At 40.8% G+C, this 25,365-nt stretch carries 27 protein-coding genes; 23 read left to right on the top strand and 4 right to left on the bottom strand.

Features of this window, described 5'->3' with window-relative positions; all coding sequences use genetic code 11:
- Positions 1–13 precede the first annotated feature (13 nt).
- Positions 14–1,381, bottom strand: a complete 1,368-nt coding sequence (gene dnaA, locus ACOB80_RS10805; RefSeq protein ID WP_473165830.1) for a chromosomal replication initiator protein DnaA — start codon at positions 1,379–1,381, stop codon at positions 14–16.
- A gap of 450 nt (positions 1,382–1,831) precedes the next feature.
- Here dnaA and rpmH point away from each other — a divergent pair, with 450 nt between their 5' ends.
- The 19 genes from rpmH (at position 1,832) to ACOB80_RS10710 (ending at position 18,132) form a co-directional block, all read left to right on the top strand.
- A complete protein-coding gene (rpmH, locus tag ACOB80_RS10800; RefSeq protein WP_074496262.1) occupies positions 1,832–1,966 on the top strand; it encodes a 50S ribosomal protein L34 in 135 nt (44 codons plus the stop codon).
- 37 nt (positions 1,967–2,003) lie between these two features.
- Positions 2,004–2,360 (top strand): ribonuclease P protein component, encoded by a 357-nt coding sequence (gene rnpA, locus ACOB80_RS10795; RefSeq protein ID WP_473165829.1) that lies wholly within the window; start codon positions 2,004–2,006, stop codon positions 2,358–2,360.
- Positions 2,327–2,575: a membrane protein insertion efficiency factor YidD gene (gene yidD / locus ACOB80_RS10790; RefSeq protein WP_473165828.1), complete on the top strand. Its 249-nt coding sequence runs from the start codon at positions 2,327–2,329 to the stop codon at positions 2,573–2,575. Before rnpA ends, yidD begins: the two co-directional genes overlap by 34 nt.
- A gap of 6 nt (positions 2,576–2,581) precedes the next feature.
- On the top strand, positions 2,582–4,231 hold the full coding sequence (gene yidC / locus ACOB80_RS10785; RefSeq protein WP_473165827.1) for a membrane protein insertase YidC: 1,650 nt from the start codon (positions 2,582–2,584) through the stop codon (positions 4,229–4,231).
- Between the two features lie 126 nt (positions 4,232–4,357).
- On the top strand, positions 4,358–5,734 hold the full coding sequence (mnmE, locus tag ACOB80_RS10780; protein ID WP_473165826.1) for a tRNA uridine-5-carboxymethylaminomethyl(34) synthesis GTPase MnmE: 1,377 nt from the start codon (positions 4,358–4,360) through the stop codon (positions 5,732–5,734).
- Positions 5,735–5,832: 98 nt separating this feature from the next.
- Positions 5,833–6,276, top strand: a complete 444-nt coding sequence (gene mioC, locus ACOB80_RS10775; protein ID WP_473165825.1) for an FMN-binding protein MioC — start codon at positions 5,833–5,835, stop codon at positions 6,274–6,276.
- Between the two features lie 407 nt (positions 6,277–6,683).
- On the top strand, positions 6,684–8,573 hold the full coding sequence (mnmG, locus tag ACOB80_RS10770; protein ID WP_473165824.1) for a tRNA uridine-5-carboxymethylaminomethyl(34) synthesis enzyme MnmG: 1,890 nt from the start codon (positions 6,684–6,686) through the stop codon (positions 8,571–8,573).
- Positions 8,574–8,587: 14 nt separating this feature from the next.
- Positions 8,588–9,214, top strand: coding sequence for a 16S rRNA (guanine(527)-N(7))-methyltransferase RsmG (rsmG, locus tag ACOB80_RS10765; protein WP_473165823.1), 627 nt, complete (start codon positions 8,588–8,590; stop codon positions 9,212–9,214).
- Positions 9,215–9,238: 24 nt separating this feature from the next.
- Entirely contained in the window at positions 9,239–10,021 is a 783-nt protein-coding gene (locus ACOB80_RS10760; RefSeq protein WP_473165822.1) for a ParA family protein, read from the top strand.
- Between the two features lie 28 nt (positions 10,022–10,049).
- Positions 10,050–10,964, top strand: coding sequence for a ParB/RepB/Spo0J family partition protein (locus ACOB80_RS10755; protein ID WP_473165821.1), 915 nt, complete (start codon positions 10,050–10,052; stop codon positions 10,962–10,964).
- Positions 10,965–11,142: 178 nt separating this feature from the next.
- The gene (locus ACOB80_RS10750) at positions 11,143–11,535 is read left to right on the top strand and encodes an ATP synthase subunit I (RefSeq protein WP_473165820.1); all 393 of its coding nucleotides are present in this window, start codon (positions 11,143–11,145) and stop codon (positions 11,533–11,535) included.
- Positions 11,536–11,565: 30 nt separating this feature from the next.
- Positions 11,566–12,381 carry a F0F1 ATP synthase subunit A gene (gene atpB / locus ACOB80_RS10745; protein WP_473165819.1) on the top strand — a complete coding sequence of 272 codons (816 nt, stop codon included), beginning with the start codon at positions 11,566–11,568 and terminating at the stop codon, positions 12,379–12,381.
- 114 nt (positions 12,382–12,495) lie between these two features.
- A complete protein-coding gene (atpE, locus tag ACOB80_RS10740) occupies positions 12,496–12,732 on the top strand; it encodes a F0F1 ATP synthase subunit C (RefSeq protein WP_074496250.1) in 237 nt (78 codons plus the stop codon).
- 52 nt (positions 12,733–12,784) lie between these two features.
- Positions 12,785–13,255, top strand: coding sequence for a F0F1 ATP synthase subunit B (atpF, locus tag ACOB80_RS10735; protein WP_473165818.1), 471 nt, complete (start codon positions 12,785–12,787; stop codon positions 13,253–13,255).
- Between the two features lie 13 nt (positions 13,256–13,268).
- Complete coding sequence (gene atpH / locus ACOB80_RS10730; protein WP_473165817.1) at positions 13,269–13,802, top strand: F0F1 ATP synthase subunit delta; 534 nt, start codon at positions 13,269–13,271, stop codon at positions 13,800–13,802.
- 13 nt (positions 13,803–13,815) lie between these two features.
- Complete coding sequence (gene atpA / locus ACOB80_RS10725) at positions 13,816–15,357, top strand: F0F1 ATP synthase subunit alpha (protein ID WP_473165816.1); 1,542 nt, start codon at positions 13,816–13,818, stop codon at positions 15,355–15,357.
- A gap of 28 nt (positions 15,358–15,385) precedes the next feature.
- A complete protein-coding gene (gene atpG, locus ACOB80_RS10720) occupies positions 15,386–16,246 on the top strand; it encodes a F0F1 ATP synthase subunit gamma (RefSeq protein ID WP_473165815.1) in 861 nt (286 codons plus the stop codon).
- Positions 16,247–16,275: 29 nt separating this feature from the next.
- Positions 16,276–17,661 (top strand): F0F1 ATP synthase subunit beta, encoded by a 1,386-nt coding sequence (atpD, locus tag ACOB80_RS10715; protein WP_473165814.1) that lies wholly within the window; start codon positions 16,276–16,278, stop codon positions 17,659–17,661.
- Positions 17,662–17,709: 48 nt separating this feature from the next.
- The gene (locus ACOB80_RS10710) at positions 17,710–18,132 is read left to right on the top strand and encodes a F0F1 ATP synthase subunit epsilon (RefSeq protein ID WP_473165813.1); all 423 of its coding nucleotides are present in this window, start codon (positions 17,710–17,712) and stop codon (positions 18,130–18,132) included.
- A 74-nt stretch (positions 18,133–18,206) separates the two neighbouring features.
- Here the strand turns inward: ACOB80_RS10710 and ACOB80_RS10705 are convergent, their stop codons facing one another.
- Both ACOB80_RS10705 and ACOB80_RS10700 read right to left on the bottom strand, forming a co-directional pair.
- Positions 18,207–18,446: a DUF6289 family protein gene (locus tag ACOB80_RS10705; RefSeq protein WP_473165812.1), complete on the bottom strand. Its 240-nt coding sequence runs from the start codon at positions 18,444–18,446 to the stop codon at positions 18,207–18,209.
- A 253-nt stretch (positions 18,447–18,699) separates the two neighbouring features.
- Positions 18,700–19,023 (bottom strand): hypothetical protein, encoded by a 324-nt coding sequence (locus ACOB80_RS10700; RefSeq protein WP_473165811.1) that lies wholly within the window; start codon positions 19,021–19,023, stop codon positions 18,700–18,702.
- Positions 19,024–19,279: 256 nt separating this feature from the next.
- On the opposite strand from ACOB80_RS10700, the gene glmU reads away from it, so the two are divergent.
- The 4 genes from glmU (at position 19,280) to glmS (ending at position 24,111) form a co-directional block, all read left to right on the top strand.
- Positions 19,280–20,641: a bifunctional UDP-N-acetylglucosamine diphosphorylase/glucosamine-1-phosphate N-acetyltransferase GlmU gene (gene glmU, locus ACOB80_RS10695; RefSeq protein WP_473165810.1), complete on the top strand. Its 1,362-nt coding sequence runs from the start codon at positions 19,280–19,282 to the stop codon at positions 20,639–20,641.
- 10 nt (positions 20,642–20,651) lie between these two features.
- Entirely contained in the window at positions 20,652–21,413 is a 762-nt protein-coding gene (locus ACOB80_RS10690; RefSeq protein WP_473165809.1) for a substrate-binding periplasmic protein, read from the top strand.
- Between the two features lie 82 nt (positions 21,414–21,495).
- The gene (locus ACOB80_RS10685; protein ID WP_473165808.1) at positions 21,496–22,257 is read left to right on the top strand and encodes a DeoR/GlpR family DNA-binding transcription regulator; all 762 of its coding nucleotides are present in this window, start codon (positions 21,496–21,498) and stop codon (positions 22,255–22,257) included.
- Positions 22,258–22,278: 21 nt separating this feature from the next.
- Positions 22,279–24,111 carry a glutamine--fructose-6-phosphate transaminase (isomerizing) gene (gene glmS / locus ACOB80_RS10680; protein ID WP_473165807.1) on the top strand — a complete coding sequence of 611 codons (1,833 nt, stop codon included), beginning with the start codon at positions 22,279–22,281 and terminating at the stop codon, positions 24,109–24,111.
- Positions 24,112–24,173: 62 nt separating this feature from the next.
- Here the strand turns inward: glmS and hmpA are convergent, their stop codons facing one another.
- On the bottom strand, positions 24,174–25,355 hold the full coding sequence (gene hmpA / locus ACOB80_RS10675; RefSeq protein ID WP_473165806.1) for an NO-inducible flavohemoprotein: 1,182 nt from the start codon (positions 25,353–25,355) through the stop codon (positions 24,174–24,176).
- Positions 25,356–25,365: the final 10 nt, after the last annotated feature.

Genomic DNA, 25,365 nt, shown 5'->3' with positions numbered 1-25,365 from the left:
TTATCCTTGTTATTTAGGATGAAAGGGTTCTAGTTAAATTAGAATAATCTTCTTTAATGTCGTGCGACTCTTCTCTTAGCTCTTTCACTTTACGGCAAGCATGCAACACTGTTGTATGATCTTTACCGCCGAAAGCGTCACCTATTTCAGGTAAGCTATGATTGGTTAAGTCTTTAGACAATGCCATCGCAATTTGTCTAGGTCTAGCAACCGAACGATTTCGCCTTTTCGACAACAAGTCGGCAACCTTAATCTTATAATATTCAGCGACAGTTTTCTGTATATTGTCGATAGTAACTAACTTATCCTGTAAGGCAAGTAAATCTCGCAATGCTTCTTTAACAAAATCAATTGTTATCGCCCTTCCTGTGAAATTTGCGTTGGCAATAACACGGTTTAATGCACCTTCTAACTCACGAACATTTGAACGCAGACGTTTGGCAATAAAAAATGCCACTTCATCAGCCAAATTAACTTGGCTTTCTTGTGCTTTCTTTTTCAAAATGGCAACACGAGTCTCGAGTTCCGGAGGCTCTATAGCAATAGTTAACCCCCAACCGAAGCGAGACTTTAATCGGTCTTCAACACCGTCAATTTCTTTTGGATAACGATCACTCGTTAAGATAATTTGCTGGTTACCTTCTAATAACGCATTAAAAGTATGGAAAAACTCTTCTTGTGTACGTTCTTTGTTAGCGAAAAACTGAATATCATCGATAAGTAACGCATCAACAGAACGATAATATTGCTTAAATTTTTCTATCGCATTGTTCTGCAACGCTCTAACCATATCTTGAACAAATCGTTCTGAATGCATATAAGCAATTTTAGCATTAGGCTTATTTAGCAAAATACCATTACCCACAGCGTGAAGTAAGTGAGTTTTACCTAAACCCGTACCACCGTAAATAAACAATGGGTTATATGCTGTACCAGGATTATCAGCTACTTGAGACGCTGCGGCACGCGCTAGTTGGTTAGATTTACCTTCAACGAAATTATCAAAAGTATAATTAACTCTAACATTGGTTTTTTTAGGCAAGTTTGCTTCTGGTACTGCTGGCTTTTCAACGGGAACCGGCATTGGTGTAATACCTTGCGGATCTGAAGTGTTAGTACTTGATACTGCTCCCTTAGGAATACTACCGACATCAAACCTTAATATAGGTGGGTTATCAGAATCATCCATATTAACGAGTTCAGTTATGCGACCAACATATTTATCGCGAACCCAATCTAACACAAAGCGATTTGGTGCATATAAAGTGATCACATTTCCATCAGTAACACACTGCAACGGACGGATCCACATACTAAATTGCTGGGCTGGCAGTTCTTCTTGTAAAACAGACAGGCACTTAAGCCACAAAGAATCGTCCAATGAAGGCTCCTAATAAGTCGATCTTTTAGGAAGAAATTATCTTGATCGACAGCTTTTATTTTTATCTAATTCAACCATTATCCCTATAGTTATCCACAACATCAACCTTGACAAATATAAATGGCTAACTTTATAACCGAACACTCAAGTAACATCTTGTTATTTAAAGTTATTAAATTTTTATAACAATTTCATTTAATATCAACTTTAATAGCATTCAATGATCTAAAAGCGATAATTTAGTTTGTTTTTTCAACAGTTAATATTCTGCGTGTTATCAAACTGTGGATAGCTATAGGATCCTTTTAGATCTGAGCAAAAGATCAGCGCTATTTTTTAGATTAAATATTGACACCCGCGAATATTCTATATAGAATTCGGCCTCTTTTTTGAACCAGTGTGCTCGAAACGGCGGTTTTGCCAGGGCAACAACAACCGACGGATAGCGTAATGAAAAGAACATTTCAACCTAGCGTATTAAAGCGTAAGCGTAACCACGGATTCCGTGCTCGCATGGCAACAAAAAATGGTCGTGCAGTATTAGCACGCCGTCGTGCTAAAGGCCGTGCACGCCTAAGCGCTTAATCTCTTTTTACCTGTTAATTAGAGATTGGTAACCAACATGGTTACTTACGAATTTTCACGGGAGTCGAGGCTCTTGACTCCCGGACAATTCAAATCAGTATTTACTGACCCTCAACGTTTTAGTTCCTCACATTTCACCATACTCGTATCCATAAATCCTGAACGTGAAAACCGTCTTGGATTAGCGATTGCTAAAAAAAGAGTAAAACTCGCTGTGCAACGAAATCGAATCAAACGACTAGTTCGAGAAAGTTTTCGTTTAAATCGTCATAAACTTCCCCATATAGATATGGTAGTGTTAGTGCGATCAGGTATTGATGAGCTTGAAAATAAACAAATTAATAAGCAACTTGAAAAGTTATGGCGCAAAATAGATCGACGCCTAAGCAATTAGTTATATTGCCTATAAAAGCTTATCAACGTTGGCTTAGCCCGTTATTAGGGAACAATTGTCGTTTCTCTCCTACTTGTTCAAACTATGCCATTGAAGCAATAAATCGCTTCGGTGTAATAAAAGGTTGTTGGTTAGCGACTAAACGTATATTAAAATGCCACCCATTAAATGCGGGAGGTGAAGATCCCGTGCCACCAAAAAATAAAGAGAAATAGTTTACTATGGAATCACAACGCAGTTTTTTGCTTATTGCGCTATTGGTTGTTAGTTATTTTATGTATGTACAATGGCAAGAAGATTATGCCCCTGTACAACCTGCAGTAACTACACAACAAAACGCCAATAACAATGTTCCTTCATCGGCTAACACCGACGGCGAAGACTTTGTACCAGCTCCTTCAGCGAGTTCTGCTCCTAAAGCAACAACAGCTACTAAAGCAGACGCAAAGTTAATTTCAGTAAAAACAGACGTACTTGACGTAAAAATATCTTCTCAAGGTGGTGATATCGTCGAAGTTACTTTACTTGATTACGAAACCGAGCAAGGCAGTGGTATACCTTTTACCATTATGCAAAATGGTAATTTCCGCTATATAGCACAAAGTGGATTAATTGGTGCACAAGGCATTGATAAGTCTTCGGGTAGAGCAATTTTTTCAACGAGCGCATCAAACTACCAGTTAACTGATGGTCAACCATTAACAGTAGACCTACTGTACACTTCAGAGGCAGGTATTAGCTATACCAAGCGTTTCACCTTCCAACCTAGTAGCTACAAAGTTGACGTTGAATATATCATTAATAACGCAACATCTAGCGCTATCTCTGCGCAGTTGTATGCACAATTGAGACAATCTTCATTAGTAGACAAATCTAGTGCTCTCATCCCAACTTACCGAGGCGCGGCTTATTCAACCTCAGAAGAGCCTTATGAAAAGTACGACTTCGAAGACATCGCTGATGCCAGCCTAAACGAGACCACACAAGGTGGTTGGGTTGCCATGCTACAACATTACTTTGTATCTGCATGGGTGCCGAAAGCGGATGAAGCCAATAACCTTTACACAAACTTTTCGACTGGCAAGCAAGAAGCGATTATCGGCTTTAAAGCTCCTGCACTTGAAATTGCGCCTAATGCGACAGCAACCACTTCAGCAACGTTTTATGTTGGTCCTAAAATTAAAGACGACTTAGAAGCAATATCACCAGATCTTCGCTTAACAGTAGATTACGGCTGGTTGTTTATGATTTCAGAGCCATTATTCGCATTGCTTATATTCATTCAAAGTTTTGTGAGTAACTGGGGTGTAGCTATCATCATCATCACTATTATCGTGAAAGGTGTCATGTACCCGCTTACCAAAGCGCAATACACGTCTATGGCTCGTATGCGTGACCTGCAACCTAAACTAACGCAACTTAAAGAACGTTACGGTGAAGATCGCCAAAAAATGTCACAAGCCATGATGGAGCTTTACCGCAAAGAAAAGGTAAACCCTGCTGGTGGTTGTTTACCTCTTCTTATTCAAATGCCAATTTTCCTAGCGCTTTACTGGGTATTCCTAGAAAGTGTTGAGCTACGCCACGCCCCGTTTGGCTTATGGTTAACTGATTTATCAACGGAAGACCCATACTACATCTTACCTGTATTGATGGGTTTAAGTATGTTCATCATGCAAAAAATGCAACCGATGACCATACAAGATCCGATGCAACAGAAGATCATGCAATATATGCCTGTAGCATTTACCGTTTTCTTCTTCTGGTTCCCATCAGGACTAGTATTATATTGGTTAGTCAGTAATGTGATTTCAATTATTCAGATGAAGATGATCTTCGCCGCCTTGGAAAAGAAAAAGGCTGCAAAATAGCTATCTGAAAAATGATAAACAGATAAATTGGAAAAGCGGCCTTGTGGTCGCTTTTTTTTTCCTCTAAAACCCCCTTTACTTTATAATGCCGTTATTGAACTTATCTACAACATTGAAAAATTGGCCATGACTCAAATACCATTTGCTAGTAAAGATACTATCGCAGCACAAGCTACCCCTCCTGGACGAGGTGGTGTTGGCATCATTAGAGTATCAGGACCAAAAGCAGCAGATGTCGCCAAACTGGTTTTAGGAAAGCAGCCAGAAACAAGGAAAGCTGAATATTTAGCTTTCAAAAATCAAGAAAGTGAAACATTAGATCAAGGCATAGCCCTATTCTTTCAAGGGCCTAATTCATTTACGGGTGAAGATATTCTCGAGCTACAAGGCCATGGTGGTCCAGTTATTTTAGATATGCTGTTGAAAAGCATTTTATCTATCGATGGCATTAGAATGGCGAACCCGGGTGAATTTAGCGAGCAAGCCTTCCTCAACGACAAGTTAGATCTAACACAAGCAGAAGCTATCGCAGATCTGATTAACTCGACATCGGAACAGGCCGCTAAATGTGCTCTACACTCGCTACAAGGCGAATTCTCGACACAAGTTAAAAAGCTTGTTGATGATACTATTCACCTACGCATGTATGTAGAAGCAGCAATCGACTTCCCTGAAGAAGAAATAGACTTCCTAGCTGACGAAAAAGTGGTTAATGATCTAAAAGCGATCATTGAACAAGTGGAAGTTGTGCAAGCCAAAGCACAACAAGGGGCTATTATTCGCGAAGGTATGCGCGTTGTCATCGCCGGTCGACCTAACGCGGGGAAATCTAGTTTATTAAACGCGTTAAGCGGTAAAGAAAGCGCTATTGTTACCGACATCGAAGGGACCACCCGAGACGTGCTTTCTGAACAAATCCATATTGATGGTATGCCATTACATATTATTGATACCGCAGGTCTTCGAGATGCGGCAGATAAAGTCGAGCAAATTGGCATTGAACGAGCGTGGAAAGAGATAGAGCAAGCTGATCGTGTACTACTCATGGTAGATGCTTCTAAAGGCTCAGTTGCTGTAGAAGAAATTTGGCCAGAGTTTTTTGAAAAACTCCCAGAAAATATTGGATTAACGGTTATTCAAAACAAAGCAGATCTTGCTGGTTTGCCGATTGAAATAAATGAAAGTAACAACTTTCCTACCATCACTTTGTCAGCAAAGGAAAACCAGGGTATAGATCTACTTGCAGAGCACCTAAAATCAATCATGGGCTATGAAGGTAGTACTGAAGGGGGCTTTATGGCAAGACGTCGCCATTTAGCAGCGCTTGAGCAAGCCCATCACCACCTAATCATAGGGTTAGAGCAACTGGAAGCCTTTGTTGCCGGTGAAATTCTTGCTGAAGAGTTAAGGCTCTGCCAAGAATCTTTAAACCAGATCACAGGTGAATTTACTAACGATGATCTTTTAGGCGAGATCTTTTCTTCATTCTGTATTGGTAAGTAATCCCCTTTTTCCCTCCTCAACAAATACACGCTCTTAATATTCAAGGTGATTAAGAGCGTGCTAACATAGCGCTTTATTTAATAAATAGGTAGAGCAATATGTCTTCTTTTCAAATTATTGTTGGCAGTATGTTAGGCGCTAGCGAGTACATAGCAGAGGCCTGCCAAGAGACGTTAGAGTCATTAGGCCATGAAGTTACACTGCACTTTTCTCCTGATTTTTCCCAAATTCCGCACCAAGATCAGTTTTGGCTAGTTTGTACTTCAACCCATGGTGCAGGCGATTACCCTGACAATATCCAAAAATTTGTTGAAGATCTTACTAACAGTACGATCTCTTTAACTGATCTACCTTTTGCTGTGATCGGTTTAGGAGATACTAGCTATGATACTTTCTGTTTTGCCGCCAACAAAATAGAAAAACTACTATTATCAAAGGGTTGCACAAGAGTAATAGAAACTAAAACCTATGACGTGCAATCTGAAATAGATCCAGAGGAAGATGCCCAAACATGGATCGAACAACATAAAGATCTATTATAAACCGCTTATACATGAGTTATTCACAAAAGCCACAACAACAAACACATAATGTGGATAAAAATAAAATAACTCATGTATTAACCTTGATTATTCAGTAAATAGATCTCAGTCACTTTTAACTTGTGGATAAATAGCCGTTTTGATCAAAGGTTTTTTAGCTTTTGATCAAGGATTGATCACAGGATCTGATCTGCTTAAAGATACTGAAAATAAAAGAAATAATAGAGTTATTCACAGAAAACGCGATCTTTAATAAAGATCAATAATAAGATCTTTATATAGATCTTTATATATTATTTAGTTGATCCCCCGAAGATCTTTTTCATCATTTGATCGTTTCCTATCAGTTAAAAACAAGGTAAAATACGTGCCCTTTTTAACGACACAGATCTAAGGTTTAAAAAACTATGTGGTATCAAGAGTCCTTTGACGTGATAGTAGTAGGTGGTGGACATGCTGGCACTGAAGCAGCATTAGCCTCAGCACGTATGGGGTGTAAAACATTATTACTAACTCATAATATTGATACTCTAGGTCAGATGTCGTGTAACCCAGCTATAGGTGGTATTGGTAAAGGACATCTTGTAAAAGAGATTGATGCCTTAGGTGGATTAATGGCAACGGCTATTGATCACGCTGCGATCCAATTTAGAACACTTAATGCTAGTAAAGGTCCAGCAGTTCGAGCAACTAGAGCACAAGCAGATAGAGCCCTATACCGCGGATTTGTTAGAAATTTTCTTGAAAATCAAGAGAACTTAACGATATTCCAACAGCCTTGTGACGATCTTATTTTAGAAAATGATCAAGTGATCGGTGTTTCTACGCAAATGGGATTAAATTTTAAAGGTAAAACTGTTGTTCTAACGGTAGGAACTTTCCTTGCCGGCCAGATACACATTGGTTTAAACAATTACCAAGGTGGTAGAGCTGGTGATCCTGCGAGTACTAATCTTGCTGCGCGCTTACGTGATATGCCGTTTAGAATAGATCGTTTAAAAACAGGTACGCCGCCTCGTTTAGATGCAAGAACCCTTGATTTTTCTGTCATGGAAGAGCAACCCGGCGATGATCCTCGCCCTGTTTTTTCATTTATGGGATCGCGAGACGATCATCCGCAACAGATCTCTTGTTATATAACTCACACTAATGGTCAAACACATGACATTATTCGTGACGGTTTAGATAGATCGCCAATGTATACAGGTGTAATTGAAGGGGTGGGTCCACGTTATTGCCCTTCAATTGAAGATAAGATCATGCGTTTTGCCGATAAAGAAACGCATCAAATATTCGTAGAACCTGAAGGATTAACGACACATGAAGTTTATCCTAATGGTATTTCAACTAGCTTACCGTTCGATGTGCAAATGAACCTTGTAAGATCGATCCGTGGTTTCGAAAATGCTCACATTACTCGACCTGGCTATGCGATTGAGTATGACTTCTTTGATCCGCGTGACTTAAAACAAACCTTAGAAAGTAAATTTATTAATAATCTGTATTTTGCAGGGCAAATTAACGGTACGACAGGTTATGAAGAAGCCGGAGCACAAGGACTAATCGCTGCAGCCAATGCTGCGGCACGCGTTCAAGGTAAAGACGAATTGATTCTTGGTCGTGATCAAGCATACATGGGCGTTTTAGTTGATGATCTTGCGACCTTAGGAACGAAAGAACCTTATCGTATGTTTACCTCTCGCGCTGAATATCGCTTATTACTTCGTGAAGACAACGCAGACATTCGTCTAACAGAAACTGGCCGCAAACTAGGATTAGTTGATGATGCGCGTTGGGCACGATTCAGTGAGAAAATGGAAAATATTGAGCTTGAACGTCAACGTTTAAAATCAACTTGGATCCAGAAAGATCACGCTGCTACGCCTGAAATTAACAAATTAGTGAAAACGCCAATTAGCAGAGATGCTAGCTTGGAAGATTTAATCCGTCGACCTGAAGTGCGCTACAACGATTTAATGTCTATTGAAGGACTTGGCGAGCCTCTTGCTGATTCGCAAGCTGCTGAACAGGCTGAGATCCAAATTAAATATGCTGGCTATATCGAAAGGCAGCTTGAAGATATCGCAAAGAAAAAGCGACATGAAGACACATTGATCCCAACGGACTTCGATTACGGACAAATTTCTGGTTTGTCTAATGAAGTTGTTGCTAAGCTGACTGACGCTAAGCCAGAAACTATTGGAAAAGCTTCCAGAATTTCAGGTATTACACCTGCAGCAATCTCTCTACTCTTGGTATATTTGAAAAAACACGGTTTACTAAGAAAGTCTGCCTGAACTGAAGGAATATTATGAGTTTATATTCGCAATTAGTTTCGCTTGTAGAGCAAACTGATCTTTCTTTAAGTGAACATCAACTAGAGCAACTGGTTAAATACGTAGAATTACTCGATAAGTGGAATAAAGCGTATAATTTAACGTCGGTACGTGATCCGCAAGAAATGCTGATTAAGCATATTATGGATAGCTTGATGGTCGGTCAGTATATTCACGGCGACAACTTAATTGATGTTGGAACAGGTCCAGGTTTACCAGGTATTCCTTTAGCTATCATGTTTCCTGAAAAGCAATTTACCTTGCTTGATAGTTTGGGCAAGCGAATCACATTTCTAAAACAAGTGGTATTTCAATTAAAGTTGGAAAATGTCACACCTGTTTTAGCTCGCGTGGAAGAACATCAGCCTGAAAAAGCTTACGATGGTGTGTTAAGTCGCGCCTTTGCTTCTCTTTTAGACATGATTTCATGGTGTCATCACTTAATTGATGACCAATCTGGACGCTTTTTCGCCTTAAAAGGCCAATTACCTCAAGAAGAATTAACGCAATTACCTGAAGATGTTATATTAGTAAAATCTCATCAGGTATTTGTGCCAAAATTAACTGGTGAAAGACATTTAATTGAGTTAAAAAAGAACTAACAATAAAAACAATTTGAGGTTTTCGTGGGAAAAATAATTGCTGTAGCTAACCAAAAAGGTGGGGTTGGCAAAACGACAACTGCAGTCAATTTAGCAGCATCGCTTGCTGCGACAAAGCGACAAGTTTTACTTATTGATCTTGATCCTCAAGGTAATGCGACGATGGGAAGCGGCGTAGACAAATATGAAGTACATGCCACCTGCTACGAGTTACTCATCGACGAACAACCTTTTGATCAGGTTGTCTGTAAAGATACTACGGGTATTTATCACCTAATTGCGGCGAACACTGATGTTACGGCTGCTGAAATCAAATTGATGGAAGTTTTTGCGCGTGAGCAGCGATTAAAAAATGCTTTAGCGCCAGTCAAAGATCAGTACGAATATATTATTATCGACTGCCCTCCTTCTCTTAACATGCTAACTGTTAATGCCATGACTGCTGCTGACTCTGTGCTTGTTCCTATGCAATGTGAGTACTATGCCCTTGAAGGACTAACAGCCTTGATGGATACCATTTCTCAACTTCAAGCCGTCGTTAATGGTGATCTTGAGATTGAAGGAATTTTGCGTACCATGTACGATCCACGTAATCGGTTAGCAAACGATGTTTCTGAGCAATTAAAGCGTCATTTCGGCGAAAAAGTTTATCGTTCTGTTATTCCGAGAAACGTACGCTTAGCAGAAGCGCCAAGTTTTGGTGCACCTGCCATGTATTATGATAAGTCCTCTACAGGGGCAAAAGCTTACCTAGCACTTGCTGGTGAAATATTGCGAAAACACGAGCAAGAAAGAAAACAAGCATAGGTAAATCAGTAACACTGAAAGGATAATTATGAGCCCAACAAAACGTCGTGGTCTAGGTCGTGGTTTAGATGCACTACTGACAAATGCGCCAAGAAAATCTAAAGACGCTGAGCAGTCTCAGGCTTCTAGTACTGAACAAGTTTCAGATACAAGTGATTTATCTAACAGTGAATTACAAAAACTACCAATTGAGTCCTTACAACCTGGTAAATATCAGCCGCGTAAAGACATGTCTCCTGATGCCTTAGAAGAATTGTCTCATTCTATTAAAGCGCAAGGCATTATTCAGCCTATCGTGGTTCGCGCTGTTGGCGACAAACAATATGAAATTATTGCCGGTGAACGCAGATGGCGTGCCGCACAATTAGCCGAAATTGATCTTGTTCCTTGTTTGGTTAAGGATGTTCCTGATGAAGCGGCTGTTGCTATGGCGCTTATTGAGAATATTCAGCGTGAAGATCTCAACGCCATGGAAGAAGCTATCGCATTAGAACGATTGTTAACTGAGTTTGAATTAACCCACCAGGAAGTTGCCGATGCTGTAGGTAAATCTCGTGCTACGGTAACCAATCTACTTCGCTTAAATAAATTGAACGATGAAGTTAAAACATTATTGGAGCACGGTGATATCGAAATGGGCCACGCTCGCGCATTACTAGCTCTTGAAGGTGATGAGCAAACAACTGCAGGCAGAACGGTAGTGGCTAAAGAGCTTACTGTACGTGAAACCGAAGCACTCATTAAAAAGATTCAAGAACCGCAGCCTAAAAAAGCTCCGAAAGAAAAAGACGCCAATACCGCTTCGTTAGAACAAAATCTTTCTGAAAAACTAGGTTCACAAGTGAACATTTCTCACAATAAAAAAGGTAAAGGCAAATTAGTTATATCCTATAGCAATTTGGAAGAGCTAGACGGCATCGTTGCTCGATTTGGTTCTTTTTAAATCCCGCACAAAATTCTTTATCAAAATTAACGAAAAATCGCACAAATAGAGGGCAGTTAATGCCCTCTTTTGTTGCAATAACATTGGAATTAAGTATACTTGCGTCAACTTTTTCTGAGTGGACGAAAACCCTTAGAAAACGTAAGAGATTTACGAAGTATTTCGTTTGAGGAGCCAAGTGTTTAGCTGGCAAGAGAATGCATTAGCAAAAACCGGTAGAAAGTTAGCGCTTGTGCAAATAGCGGCGATGATAGTTGTCGCACTAACGTGTACTTTAACAGCATATTTTATCGGGGGTGAGACTTACGCAATATCAGCAGCAGCTGGTGCAGCGGCAGGTGTCATCCCTAATTGTGTGTTCGCAATAAAAGCATTTCGCTTTTCGGGAGCACAAGCGTCTAAAAAAGTGATGCAATCATTTAATAGTGGCGCGAAATTAAAATTGGGTTTGTCGGCGTTTTTCTGTGCTTTGGCGTTTAAATTTTTAGTCATCGTTCCGGCCCCTTTTTTTGGAAGTTTTTGTGTAGTACTGGTCGTACCGATACTGACACCAATTTTTTATAAAATTTAAATTTAAACTTTAATCATTAGGAACTTAGATATGGCTTCAAGTGCTGAAATTACCAGCCAAGAATATATTAGCCACCATTTAACTAATGCTAAAATGTGTATGGCTGACGGCGGCGTAGCATTTAACTATGCTTGTGCTGATGCTGGTTTTTGGACATTACACATAGATACATTAGGTTGGTCTGTATTCTTAGGTATGGTGTTTTTACTCATCTTCCGCTCTGTGGCGAAAAAAGCTGAAACGGGTGTACCAGGCAAGCTTCAATGTGCTGTTGAAATGATCGTAGAATTCGTTGACGACAGTGTAAAAAGCTCATTCCACGGTAAAAACCCTGTTATAGCGCCATTAGCATTAACAATATTCGTTTGGGTATTACTAATGAATGCGATGGACTGGGTACCAGTTGACTTGATCCCTACTCTAGCGGGTTTAATCGGTATTCATTACATTAAATCTGTACCTACAACTGATATCAACATGACTTTAGCATTAGCTTTAGGTGTGTTTTATCTTATCGTTTACTACTCAATTAAAGTCAAAGGTATTGGCGGCTTCATTAAAGAGTTAAGTACACAGCCATTTGGCCATTGGACACTATACCCAATGAACTTCATCTTAGAAGTAGTTACTTTACTAGCTCGCCCATTATCATTGGCACTACGTTTGTTCGGTAACTTATACGCTGGTGAGCTGATCTTCATCTTGATCGCGACTATGGGCGTATGGCAAATCTTTGGTCCGCACTTCTTATGGGCTGCGTTCCACTTGCTAGTAATACCATTACAAGCATTTATATTTATGACGCTAACTATCGTTTACCTTAGCTTAGCGCACGAAGATCACTAGTCTCTTGGTGATTAAGGATTTTGGTTTAACCAACCAAGAGACAGCGGGCAGGATGCCCCATTTAAAAAATTTAATTTTTAACTTTTAATTTACTTTAAATAATCGGAGATAAAAATGGAAAACTTAGGTTTACTATATGTAGCTGCAGCGTTACTAATCGGCTTAGGTGCACTTGGTACAGCGATCGGTTTCGGTCTTTTAGGTGGTAAGTTCCTAGAGTCTGCTGCTCGTCAACCAGAACTAGCACCACAGTTACAAGTAAAAATGTTCATCGTAGCTGGTCTAATCGATGCGATCGCGATCATCGGTGTTGCAATGGGTCTATATATCCTATTCGTGAAAATTGGCTAACCAATTAGCATTAGTCTTTTTTAATCACGAACTTAAATAGGAGGTACACCAAATGAACGTAAACGTCACTTTCATCTATGAAATGATTGCATTTGTTGTATTCGTACTTTTCTGTATGAAGTATGTATGGCCACCAATTATTGGTGCTATCGAAACTCGTCAGAAAACTATTGCAGACGGCTTAGCCGCTTCTGACCGTGCAGCTAAAGATCTTGCTCTAGCGCAAGAAAAAGCGACGGCACAATTAAAAGAAGCTAAAGCGCAAGCAGCTGAAATCATCGAAGCTGCGAAAAAGCGTGAAGCACAATTAATTGAAGAAGCTGCTGATAAAGCACAAGCGGAAAAAGAAAAGATCTTAGCCGCTGGTCATGCAGAAATTGAGTCTGAACGCAACCGTGCCAAAGAAGAGCTACGTCAGCAAGTTGCTGTATTAGCTGTTGCCGGTGCCGAGAAAATTCTTGAGCGTTCAATTGATGCCGCTGCGCATAGCGACATCTTAGATAAACTAGTAGCTGAACTTTAAGAGGGTATAGAGCATGTCTGAATTGACAACCATAGCTCGTCCCTACGCTAAAGCAGCGTTCGACTTTGCTGTCGAAGCTGGTGCAGTAGAGAGCTGGCAAGAAATGCTAGTGTTTGCTGCAGAAGTTGCACAAAACGAAACGATGACGACATTCCTATCGGGTGGCGCATCGGTTGAACAAGCACAAGACTTGTTCATTAAAGTGTGTGACGAACAGTTAAACAGTCAAGGCCAAAACTTAATTAAAGTAATGGCAGAAAACGAACGTTTGTTGGTGCTACCGCAAGTTTCTGAGCAATTTGGCGAATTAAAAGCTGAATACGAAAAAGAAATTACTGCGGACGTGACATCAGCGGTTGAATTAACTGCTGATCAACAAGCAAATATCAGCGCCGCGCTTGAAAAGCGCTTGGCTCGAAAAGTAAAGCTCAATTGTGTTGTAGACGCTAACGTTGTTTCTGGCTTAATTATTAAAGCTGGTGACATGGTAATTGATGGTTCAGTCAAAGGTAAATTGAGCCGTTTAGCAACAACAATGCAATCTTAACGGGGAACAGAGCATGCAACTGAATTCCACTGAAATCGCTGAACTGATCAAAAAACGTATTGAACAGTTTGACGTTGTCAGCGAAGCTCGTAACGAAGGTACTATCGTTTCTGTAACAGACGGTATTATCCGCATCCACGGTCTTGCAGACGTAATGCAAGGTGAGATGATCGAACTTCCTGGTAACCGCTACGCTATCGCGTTAAACCTTGACCGTGATTCGGTAGGTGCGGTAGTTATGGGTCCTTACGCGGACCTAGCTGAAGGCGTAAAAGTTAAAGGTACTGGCCGTATTTTGGAAGTACCAGTAGGTCGTGGCTTATTAGGCCGCGTAGTAAATACTCTTGGTGAGCCAATCGACGGTAAAGGTCCGATTGAAAATGACGGCTTCTCTCCTGTAGAAGTAGTTGCACCAGGTGTTATCGATCGTAAATCAGTTGACCAACCAGTACAAACTGGTATCAAGTCAATTGACTCAATGATTCCAATCGGTCGTGGTCAGCGTGAGCTTATCATTGGTGACCGTCAAATCGGTAAATCAGCGATCGCTCTTGATGCTATCATCAACCAAAAGAACACAGGTATTAAATCTATCTACGTAGCGATTGGCCAAAAAGCGTCAACTGTTGCTAACGTAGTACGTAACCTTGAAGAGCACGGTGCATTAGACAACACTATCGTTGTTGTAGCTTCTGCTTCTGAAGCAGCTGCACTTCAATACCTTGCTCCTTACTCTGGTTGTGCAATGGGTGAATACTTCCGTGACCGCGGTGAAGATGCGTTAATCGTATATGATGACTTATCTAAGCAAGCCGTTGCGTACCGTCAAATTTCATTGCTACTTCGTCGTCCACCAGGACGTGAAGCATACCCAGGTGACGTTTTCTACTTGCACTCACGCCTTCTTGAGCGTGCTGCACGTGTAAGTGAAGAGTACGTTGAGCGTTTCACTAACGGTGAAGTTAAAGGCCAAACTGGTTCATTAACTGCGTTACCTATTATCGAAACGCAAGCGGGTGACGTATCTGCATTCGTACCGACTAACGTAATTTCAATTACCGATGGTCAAATCTTCCTTGAGACTGATTTATTCAACTCAGGTATTCGTCCGGCGGTTAATGCTGGTCTTTCAGTATCTCGTGTTGGTGGTGCTGCACAAACGAAAATCATCAAGAAGCTTGGTGGTGGTATCCGTTTAGCACTTGCACAATATCGTGAACTTGCGGCATTCGCACAGTTCGCTTCTGACCTTGACGATGCTACTCGTGAGCAACTAGAGCACGGTCAACGCGTTACTGAATTGATGAAGCAAAAACAATACAGCCCACTATCTGTAGCTGAAACAGCGGTATCTTTATTCGCTGCTGAAAAAGGCTACCTAAATGACGTAGAGCTAAGCAAAATCAACGATTTTGAAGCAGCACTTTTAAGCTACGTAAATAGTGAGCACGCTGAATTGATGGCTACTATCAACGAAAGCGGTAACTACGATAAAGATATCGAAGCAGGTTTAGCGAAAGCACTTGACGCGTTCAAGTCTACGCAAACTTGGTAATTAGTTAACCTTTTCGGAGAGAATAGTCATGTCCGGCGCTAAAGAGATAAAATCGAAGATTGGAAGCGTACAAAATACGCAGAAAATCACCAGCGCAATGGAAATGGTAGCAGCCAGTAAAATGCGCCGCGCGCAAGATGCTATGGCTGCATCTCGTCCATACGCTGAAAATATGCGAAATGTGATCGGTCACATCGCGCTAGGTAACCTTGAATATCGCCATCCATATTTGGAAGAGCGCGAGGTTAAGCGTGTAGGCTATATCGTTGTCTCCACAGACCGTGGTCTGTGTGGTGGCTTGAATATTAACTTATTTAAGTCTGTATTAGCTGATGCTGCTAAGTGGCAGGAACAAGGTGCTGAAGTTGAATTTGGTGTAGTTGGCTCTAAAGCAACTGCATTCTTCAACAACATGGGCGCTAAAATTACTGCTCAAGTATCAGGTTTAGGCGATACTCCATCGGTAACAGACCTTATTGGCTCTGTTCGTGTGATGTTAGACGCTTACGACAACGGCGAAATAGACAAGCTTTATGTTGTTTACAACAAGTTCGTAAACACCATGACGCAAAAGCCGATTATCGATCAACTTTTACCTTTGCCAAAGTCAGACGATGACGCAATACAACATCGTTGGGACTACTTATACGAACCAGATGCTCAAGTATTACTTGATAAACTACTAGTTCGTTACATTGAGTCTCAGGTGTACCAAGGCGTGGTTGAAAACCTCGCATGTGAGCAAGCTGCTCGTATGATCGCGATGAAGTCCGCTACAGATAATGCTGGTGACTTAATCGATAACTTACAATTGGTATACAACAAAGCGCGTCAAGCAAGTATTACTCAAGAATTGGGTGAGATTGTTGCTGGTGCTGCAGCGGTGTAGGCAAAGATTAAATTTAAAGAGGAATAAACATGAGTGCAGGTAAAGTCGTCCAAATCATTGGCGCAGTTGTGGATGTAGAATTCCCACAAAATGCTGTACCTCAGGTATATGACGCACTAAATGTAACTGAAGGTGACTTAAACGGTCTAACACTAGAAGTACAACAACAGCTTGGTGGCGGTGTTGTACGTGCGATCGCTATGGGTTCATCAGACGGTTTGCGTCGTGGTCTGAACGTAGAAAACACAGGTAATCCTATCCAAGTTCCAGTAGGTACTGAGACACTTGGTCGTATCATGAACGTATTAGGTGACCCTATCGATGAAGCTGGTCCAGTTGGTGAGCAAGAGCGTTGGTCTATCCACCGTGAAGCGCCTTCTTACGAAGACCAAGCGGCATCAAATGAGTTATTAGAAACTGGTATCAAAGTAATCGACTTAGTATGTCCATTCGCTAAGGGTGGTAAAGTTGGTCTATTCGGTGGTGCTGGTGTTGGTAAAACCGTAAACATGATGGAACTTATCCGTAACATCGCGATCGAGCACAGTGGTTACTCTGTATTCGCTGGTGTTGGTGAGCGTACTCGTGAGGGTAACGATTTCTATCATGAAATGAACGATTCAAACGTACTTGATAAAGTAGCGCTTGTTTACGGTCAGATGAATGAGCCACCGGGTAACCGTTTACGTGTTGCCATGACTGGTTTGACAATGGCTGAGAAGTTCCGTGACGAAGGTCGTGACGTTCTTTTCTTCGTTGATAACATCTATCGTTACACGCTTGCAGGTACTGAGGTATCAGCACTTCTAGGTCGTATGCCATCAGCGGTAGGTTACCAACCTACTCTTGCTGAAGAAATGGGTATCCTTCAAGAGCGTATTACGTCAACGAAGAAAGGTTCAATCACTTCAATCCAAGCGGTATACGTACCTGCGGATGACTTGACTGACCCGTCTCCAGCGACAACCTTCGCTCACTTAGATGCTACTGTTGTACTTTCGCGTTCAATTGCTGAATTAGGTATTTACCCAGCGATTGACCCACTAGATTCAACTTCTCGCCAGCTTGACCCATTAGTGGTTGGTGCTGAGCACTATGAAGTAGCTCGTGGCGTACAATCTGTACTACAACGTTACAAAGAACTTAAAGATATCATCGCCATCTTAGGTATGGACGAATTATCTGAAGAAGATAAGCAAACTGTTGACCGTGCTCGTAAGATCCAACGTTTCTTATCTCAACCGTTCTTCGTTGCTGAGGTATTCACTGGTTCTCCTGGTAAGTACGTATCTCTTAAAGACACAATTTCTGGCTTTAAAGGTATTCTTGCTGGTGAGTATGATGATTTACCAGAGCAAGCTTTCTACATGGTTGGTTCTATTGAAGAAGCGGCTGAAAAAGCTAAAAACATGTAATGAAGGCTGGTGACCATGTTTTCATGGTCGCCTACTTAGGAGGTCAAAATGTCATTAACAACTGTAAATCTTGACGTAGTAAGCGCTGAAGAATCTCTATTCTCTGGTCGCATTGAATCGTTACAGATCACAGGTAGTGAAGGTGAATTAGGTATTATGCCTGGTCACGCGCCTTTACTGACCTCACTAAAACCTGGTATGGCTCGAATCGTTAAGTACGGTGGTGAAGAAGAAGTTCTTTACCTTTCTGGCGGTATGCTAGAAGTTCAGCCTAATCATGTCACTGTGCTTGCTGACGTGGCAACACGTGTTGATGACTTAGACGAGCAAGCAGCATTAGATGCAAAACAACGCGCTGAAGAGCATATTAATGCTCAAGGTGACGATGTTAACTATGCAGAAGCTGCAGCTGAATTAGCTCGAGCGGTAGCGCAACTTCGCGTTATTCAATCAGTTAAGAAGAAAGTCTAAATAGCTAACAACACTAAGTTTTAGTGATTAAAAAAGCGACCTGTTGGTCGCTTTTTTGTTATCTGAGCCGCGGTTTATAAATCACCACCACCGCGATTACATCTAATTCTTAACTCGTCATAATGTGCCGTTACCTGGCCATTAACATAGTAGCTGCCACTGCAGAAAAGCGTTGAGTCGCCAACTTCATATGTTTTGTTCGCGTCTGAATAGTAGATTCTTTCTACATAATAACTTGGTGCTAAAGCCATTGCTGAAGAAACGCTAGCGCCTACTAAAACTAATGCTGCTATAGCTTTTTTTGAAAAAGTCATGATAATTCCTTTATTTATTGTTGTTTGATTAAGTAACAGGGTGCGTTTACTGGTACCGCAACTACCTTTACCCAAATTAACTTTCCCTGTTAGTTCAAACTTTAACCAATGTGTTGTAATAAGTAAACAGCTTAAAATGCTGTTTTCTTACAACTAATCGGTAGCTCGAGTTGTATGATGCCCGACAATAGAGCAGAATTTATGGTTAAAAAAGCGGCTCTATGGCCGCTTTATTACTACCTTTAACCGGTTTTTAGTTACAGGTAATCTTTTCAAATAATGGGTAACATTGGTTTTTGCTACCAGTGCTTTTTGAAACCCAATCTTTTTGAGACCAGTTGTATTCAACGTAAGAGCTCTCGTCTTCACCACATTTCATTTCAGCATCTACCATGCGTGAATTACCCCCCTTCACTTCCTTACAGAATTGAGAACCGCTTGTTGCAGATACAAATATTGATTTTGAATAACCGTATTGGTTAGTTCTTTTAGGATTTGAATGTGTTGTTTCAGCAGCAATAGTGTTGCCAGTAAAGATCGCCATTGATAGTGCTACAGATAAAGCTAATTTATTCATGATATCTCCTTTTAAACATTAAAAAATTAAAGTGGTTACAGCGGTTATTACTATTTACTTTAAATGTTAAAGAAGTGTTAATTTGATATGATCGTGTTTTGACGCCTGAATGTCAGATTTATTAAACCGCTTTGATTTGTTGATAAGACTAAAGAAAACGGTGATAGAACGCGATTTTCATAGTAATTAACTATTTACTCTAGTAACCTTTCACCTATAACAATTAAGCACAAACAACGTCATTTAAGAGGGATTTATGGCACTCTCAGTAGTCATTCTTGCAGCGGGTAAAGGTACTCGCATGAAATCTGCCTTACCTAAGGTTTTACATACTGTTGCTGATAAACCAATGGTTGAACATGTAATAGACGCAGCTCGTTGTCTATCCGCACAAAATATTTATCTTGTTTATGGGTTTGGTGGCGAATTGCTTAAAGCAAAAGTCCAAGGTGAAGACCTTACTTTTGTTGAACAAGCAGAGCAACTTGGTACAGGTCATGCGGTAGATATGGCTTCTCCACATTTAAAGGATGAAGACGATGTGTTGGTACTTTATGGAGATGTGCCATTAACACGTGTCGAGACTTTACAACGCTTGATAGAAGCCAAACCTGAAAACGGTATGTCATTACTTACCGTTAAACTTGCAGACCCTACAGGTTACGGTCGTATCATTCGTGACAACGGTACTGTGGTAGGAATTGTTGAGCAAAAAGATGCCTCTCCTGCTCAACTAGAAGTTAACGAAGTTAATACCGGTATTTTGCTCGCTAATGGCGGTGATTTAAAACGTTGGCTGTCTAACCTTTCAAATGACAATGCTCAAGGCGAGTACTACTTAACCGACATTATCGCGGCATGCCATGGCGAAGGTAAAACTATTGCAACTGCCCATCCTGAAACTGAAGTGGAAGTCGAAGGCGCAAACAATAGAGTTCAGTTGGCAAACCTTGAGAGAGCTTTTCAGTTAAGAGAAGCAGAAACCTTGATGATACAAGGTGCAAGCTTACGAGATCCTAATCGAATCGATATCAGAGGAAAGCTTGTTATTGGCCAAGAAGTTAAGATCGATGTTAACTGTGTATTCGAAGGTGAAGTTGTTCTCGCTGACGGCGTAAAAGTTGGTGCAAACTGTATCCTCAAAGACTGCACTATCGGCGAGTTCTCTGAAATTAAGCCAAACTCTATTGTGGAAGGTGCAGTTATTGGTGATCAGTGTTCAGTTGGGCCATTTGCACGTATTCGCCCTGGCTCTGTGATGAACAATGATTCTCATATCGGTAATTTCGTGGAAATGAAGAAGACCACTCTAGGCGAAGGCAGTAAATCAGGTCACTTAACCTACCTTGGTGATGCTGATATTGGCAAAAACGTCAATATTGGTGCTGGTACTATTACGTGTAACTATGATGGCGCTAACAAGTTTCAAACTCGAATCGATGACGAAGCATTTATAGGCTCTAATTCATCTTTAGTTGCTCCAGTGTTTATAGGCCAAGGCGCTACGACTGGTGCAGGATCTGTTATAGTTAAAGATGTTGAGGAGAAGCAGTTAGCTGTTGCACGAGGAAAACAAAAAAACATCAAGCAATGGCAACGCCCTAAGAAGTCAACGTAAAGAGGCAAAAGTGAGACTGGTTGTATTTGGCCTATTGCTAGGTTTATTTTCTGTTATACAAGCAGAAGAAATAGATCTGGACAGGTTAACAATAGTAGCGGCGGAACATCGATTGCTTCAGTATAGGCATGAAGGTGAACTTGTTGGGCCTACCGCTGAAATACTAAAGTTACTATTAAAAACGAATGTCAAAAGTGACCAAGTGCAGTTTATGCCTTGGTCACGTGCATTTGCGCGCGCTAAAACAACGCCAAATACCTTGATAATGAGTATGGTTCGAACAAAAGAGCGTGAGCCATATTTTCATTGGATAACCAAAGTAAGCGAGTTACGCAGAGCTTTTATTTCATTAAAACAAACTCCTGAAAACCGCGTCACCGAAATTTCACATGCGAGAACTAAAGTATCCGCTGTCGTAAGAGGTACATACAGTCATAGTTCCCTTATTAAACAAGGGTTTTCTAACAACGAAAATTTATACCCTGTCGACTCTATTGATTCAGCAATAAAACTTTTCCTTAATGGCAAAGTTGATCTGATTTATACGGCGCCCACAGTTTTGCAAAACTATTATGCGAGCAAGGGGTTAATTGCTGAGGAATATATCGAGTATAACATTCTTCCTGAAACGCATAGAGAAGCCTATATAGCCGTTCAAATTGACTCTGACAAAGAGCTTGTAGAGGCGCTAACGCGAAACAATGCGATCATAGTGTCAACTGAAGAGTACAAGTATCACCTTGAGCATAAGCCTCTAATTTCCGATAAATAAACTTTAGCGTTGTTATTCGTTAAAAGTTTTGATTTAATAGCTAAGTTTTAAAACGAAACTTATGAAGTAAAAGTCGAAACTTATGACAAAAAGAAACACCAAACAACGCCGTCATATTATTATTACTGAATTAAATGAATGCGGCGAAGTCAGTGTAGAGCAGTTAGCTAAGAAGTTTGATACATCTGAGGTAACCATTCGCAAAGATCTAGCAGCCCTTGAAAATAGTGGTTTGCTGTTGCGTCGTTACGGTGGTGCAGTGCCTTTGCCCACTGAACTTATCGAACCCAAAAGCGAAAAAGTTTCAAAGCGAAAGATAACGATAGCAGAAAAAGCTGCTACGCTTATTCGCGACCACAACCGTATTATCCTCGATAGTGGCAGTACTACTTCAGCATTGGTTAAAGAGCTAGGCAAAAAACAAGGCCTTGTTGTAATGACCAATTCATTAAATATTGCTAATGACATTCACGCCCTAGAAAACGAACCAACGCTTTTAATGACGGGCGGTACTTGGGATCCACATTCAGAATCTTTTCAGGGAAAAGTTGCTGAAAGTGTGTTGCGATCCTATGATTTTGACCAACTATTTATCGGTGCTGATGGCATTGATATTACTCGCGGTACAACAACCTTTAACGAATTATTAGGTTTAAGCCAAGTGATGGCTGATGTCTCTCGTGAAGTTATTGTTATGGTTGAGTCCGAAAAATTTAATCGCAAAATCCCGAATTTAGAAATACCGTGGGGGAAAATCCACACACTAATTACTGATGGCGAACTGTCGCCATCAACGCAATCTCAACTTATAGAACAAGGCGTTAACGTAATAATCGCCGACTAACATTTTAAAAAGGAAAAGCTTATGTGCGGTATTGTTGGAGCAGTAGCACAGCGTGATGTATCAGATATTTTAGTTGAAGGGCTAAAGCGCCTAGAATATCGTGGTTATGATTCAGCAGGCGTTGCCATTATTGATAATGACAACCAACTTAAGCGTGCTCGTCGTTTAGGTAAAGTACAAGAACTGGCAGACGCGCTTTCATCTGAGCCATTATTTGGTGGCACAGGTATCGCTCATACGCGTTGGGCAACACATGGTGCACCTAGCGAATCTAATGCTCACCCCCATGTATCTAGCGAACATATTGCTGTGGTACACAACGGTATTATTGAAAATCACCAAGAGCTGCGCGAAAGATTAACGGGTCTTGGCTATGTGTTTACCTCTGAAACAGACACTGAAGTTATCGCCCATTTAGTGCATCATGAACTAAAGTCTGCTGCGTCGCTAAGAGAAGCTGTGCAGGTTACCGTTAAGCAACTAGAAGGTGCATACGGTACTGTAGTTATGGATAGTCGTGATAAAGAGCGCGTCGTGGTTGCTCGTTCTGGCAGTCCGCTTGTTGTTGGCTATGGTGTAGGTGAGAACTTTATCGCCTCTGATATGCTTGCCCTGTTACCTGTAACGCGCAAATTCGCATTTTTGGAAGAAGGCGATGTTGCAGAAGTCACTCGTTTTAATGTCGATATTTTTGATATTGATGGCAATGCTGTTACTCGTGAAGCGAAAGAGCGTGAAGTTGCTCAAGACAGTGGTGATAAGGGTGAATACCGTCATTACATGCTGAAAGAAATTTACGAACAACCTACGGCAATTCGCAATACTTTAGAAGGACGTTTGCTGGGTACAGGTATCGATATTAATGCTTTTGGTAATGGCGCAGATGATATCTTCAAAGAAATTGAGCACGTTCAGATTATTGCGTGTGGTACGAGTTATCATTCGGGCATGGTGGCTCGCTATTGGTTAGAAAGCTTAGCTGGCGTATCGTGTAATGTCGAAATAGCGAGTGAATTCCGCTACCGTAAATCACACGTACCTAAAAATGCGTTACTAGTAACTATTTCTCAATCGGGTGAAACTGCTGATACATTAGCAGCTCTTCGTTTAGCTAAAGAACTTGGCTATCGTGCGAGTATGACCATTTGCAACGTACCTGGCTCATCTTTAGTACGTGAATCTGATTTAGCCTTTATGACTAAAGCTGGTGCAGAAATTGGTGTAGCTTCTACTAAAGCATTCACGACACAGCTAGTTGGCTTACTAATGATGACACTCGCTATTGGTCAACACCATGGCATGAGCGAGCAAGTCCAACAAGACATTGCTAGCTCATTAATGAGCCTACCAAACAAGATAGATGAGATAATGTCTCTTGCTGGTTCTATCGAAGCCTTAGCTGAAGATTTTGCCGACAAACATCATGCACTATTCTTAGGCCGTGGTGATCAATACCCGATCGCAATGGAAGGCGCGTTAAAGCTGAAAGAAATTTCATACATTCACGCTGAAGCCTATGCCGCAGGTGAACTTAAACACGGCCCGTTAGCGCTTATCGATGCAGAAATGCCTGTTATCGTTGTTGCGCCGCAAAACGATTTGATTGAGAAGCTTAAATCAAACGTTGAAGAAGTACGTGCGCGTGGCGGCTTAATGTATGTATTTGCTGATACAGAAGCGACGTTTGATAGTGACGATACGATGAAAGTTATTAGCGTACCGCACTGTGACGATATTATCGCACCTATCATCTATACCTTGCCGTTACAGTTACTTTCTTACTACGTAGCTATTATTAAAGGGACTGATGTTGACCAACCTAGAAACTTGGCCAAGTCAGTAACGGTAGAGTAGTTAAACAAATAAAATCTACTAAAAAGAAAAGCAGCCAATAAGGCTGCTTTTTTTATGACTTACTATAAGGTTGCATGTGGGCCGAACACTTCATAATGAATTCTGTCTTCGTCTACTCCCTGGTTAATTAACTGGTCTTTAATAAATTTCATAAACCCAACAGGGCCACATAAATAAAAGTCACCATGGCTTAAAGGTAAGCTCACATGTTCAATAAACATGCTACCTGTAAATGTTGTACTCTCTGAAGACTCTTCATTTTGATACCAAGTATAGTTTAGCCAGTCGTGTTGCTGACAGACTTTAGCGGTATGCTCTTTAAAAGAGTGCTGGGCGGCGTTTTCACAAGCATGTAAATAGGTGACTGGATATTGGTAGTTTGAAGCAGCTAAAGTGTCTAACATCGCTTGCATAGGGGTAATCCCAACGCCAGCAGAGATAAGCACGACAGGTTTTTGTCTATCAACAAAATAAAAGTCTCCAGACGGTGCATGTAAATCAACTAAATCACCTATCTGGAAATTATCGTGAAGGTAGTGAGATACAATGCCATCGCGTTCACCCGTTTCCTTTTTAACGGATATGCGGTAATTCTCGCCATTAGCTTTTGTTGATAACGAGTATTGTCGAATTTCATTAAATTGAAACGATTCAGGTTTTAGTTCTATCGCTAGGTATTGCCCTGCTTGATAATCCATTACGGCTTGCTGATCGATTGGAGAAAAAATAAAACTGGTCACCAACTCTGATTCTTTGACTTTATCGGTTAGCGCGAAAGCACGTTTTCCTCGCCAACCACCTAGGTTAGATTCTCTTGTTTGATAGATTTCTTCTTCACGATCAATAAACAGTTTGGCCAGTACGCCATAAGCTGATAGCCATGCTTGTTCTATTAAGGGAGAAAACTTCTCTTCCAATAACTCTCTTAATGTTTCAATTAAGTGGTGCCCAACAATTTGATAATCCTCAGCTTTGATGTGCATGCTGACGTGCTTATTGGCAATTCTCTCAACGGCATGACTTAAGCTAGTGATGTTATCAAGGTTTTTTGCATAGCTAACAATAACGCTAAACAGGGCAAATTTTTGTGCCCCTGAGTGTTGGTTACTCAAGTTAAAAATGTCCATAGTTTCAGGGTTATGTTTAAACATACGTTGGTAAAAATGTTCGGTAACGTAAGATCCTGCTTGCTCAATTAAAGGAATGGTTGATTGAACAAGTTTAATATCTTGTGTAGATAGCATGAAAACTCCG

It is taken from the genome of Thalassotalea coralli (assembly GCF_055786205.1).
The sequence above is the reverse complement of the archived record's forward strand: the minus strand, read 5'-3'. Positions and strand labels throughout refer to the sequence as shown.

What these genes read in the sequence shown, in the direction of transcription:
- atpE (WP_074496250.1), top strand. Translation starts at nt 12,496, where the DNA reads ATGGAAAACTTAGGTTTACTATATGTAGCTGCAGCGTTACTAATCGGC.
- yidD (WP_473165828.1), top strand. Translation starts at nt 2,327, where the DNA reads ATGGCGCAAAATAGATCGACGCCTAAGCAATTAGTTATATTGCCTATA.
- rsmG (WP_473165823.1), top strand. Translation starts at nt 8,588, where the DNA reads ATGAGTTTATATTCGCAATTAGTTTCGCTTGTAGAGCAAACTGATCTT.
- rpmH (WP_074496262.1), top strand. Translation starts at nt 1,832, where the DNA reads ATGAAAAGAACATTTCAACCTAGCGTATTAAAGCGTAAGCGTAACCAC.
- mnmG (WP_473165824.1), top strand. Translation starts at nt 6,684, where the DNA reads ATGTGGTATCAAGAGTCCTTTGACGTGATAGTAGTAGGTGGTGGACAT.
- mioC (WP_473165825.1), top strand. Translation starts at nt 5,833, where the DNA reads ATGTCTTCTTTTCAAATTATTGTTGGCAGTATGTTAGGCGCTAGCGAG.
- rnpA (WP_473165829.1), top strand. Translation starts at nt 2,004, where the DNA reads ATGGTTACTTACGAATTTTCACGGGAGTCGAGGCTCTTGACTCCCGGA.
- ACOB80_RS10755 (WP_473165821.1), top strand. Translation starts at nt 10,050, where the DNA reads ATGAGCCCAACAAAACGTCGTGGTCTAGGTCGTGGTTTAGATGCACTA.
- atpH (WP_473165817.1), top strand. Translation starts at nt 13,269, where the DNA reads ATGTCTGAATTGACAACCATAGCTCGTCCCTACGCTAAAGCAGCGTTC.
- atpA (WP_473165816.1), top strand. Translation starts at nt 13,816, where the DNA reads ATGCAACTGAATTCCACTGAAATCGCTGAACTGATCAAAAAACGTATT.
- atpD (WP_473165814.1), top strand. Translation starts at nt 16,276, where the DNA reads ATGAGTGCAGGTAAAGTCGTCCAAATCATTGGCGCAGTTGTGGATGTA.
- ACOB80_RS10700 (WP_473165811.1), bottom strand. Translation starts at nt 19,023, where the DNA reads ATGAATAAATTAGCTTTATCTGTAGCACTATCAATGGCGATCTTTACT.
- ACOB80_RS10705 (WP_473165812.1), bottom strand. Translation starts at nt 18,446, where the DNA reads ATGACTTTTTCAAAAAAAGCTATAGCAGCATTAGTTTTAGTAGGCGCT.
- atpB (WP_473165819.1), top strand. Translation starts at nt 11,566, where the DNA reads ATGGCTTCAAGTGCTGAAATTACCAGCCAAGAATATATTAGCCACCAT.
- ACOB80_RS10710 (WP_473165813.1), top strand. Translation starts at nt 17,710, where the DNA reads ATGTCATTAACAACTGTAAATCTTGACGTAGTAAGCGCTGAAGAATCT.
- glmS (WP_473165807.1), top strand. Translation starts at nt 22,279, where the DNA reads ATGTGCGGTATTGTTGGAGCAGTAGCACAGCGTGATGTATCAGATATT.
- ACOB80_RS10685 (WP_473165808.1), top strand. Translation starts at nt 21,496, where the DNA reads ATGACAAAAAGAAACACCAAACAACGCCGTCATATTATTATTACTGAA.
- mnmE (WP_473165826.1), top strand. Translation starts at nt 4,358, where the DNA reads ATGACTCAAATACCATTTGCTAGTAAAGATACTATCGCAGCACAAGCT.
- atpG (WP_473165815.1), top strand. Translation starts at nt 15,386, where the DNA reads ATGTCCGGCGCTAAAGAGATAAAATCGAAGATTGGAAGCGTACAAAAT.
- atpF (WP_473165818.1), top strand. Translation starts at nt 12,785, where the DNA reads ATGAACGTAAACGTCACTTTCATCTATGAAATGATTGCATTTGTTGTA.
- hmpA (WP_473165806.1), bottom strand. Translation starts at nt 25,355, where the DNA reads ATGCTATCTACACAAGATATTAAACTTGTTCAATCAACCATTCCTTTA.
- glmU (WP_473165810.1), top strand. Translation starts at nt 19,280, where the DNA reads ATGGCACTCTCAGTAGTCATTCTTGCAGCGGGTAAAGGTACTCGCATG.
- yidC (WP_473165827.1), top strand. Translation starts at nt 2,582, where the DNA reads ATGGAATCACAACGCAGTTTTTTGCTTATTGCGCTATTGGTTGTTAGT.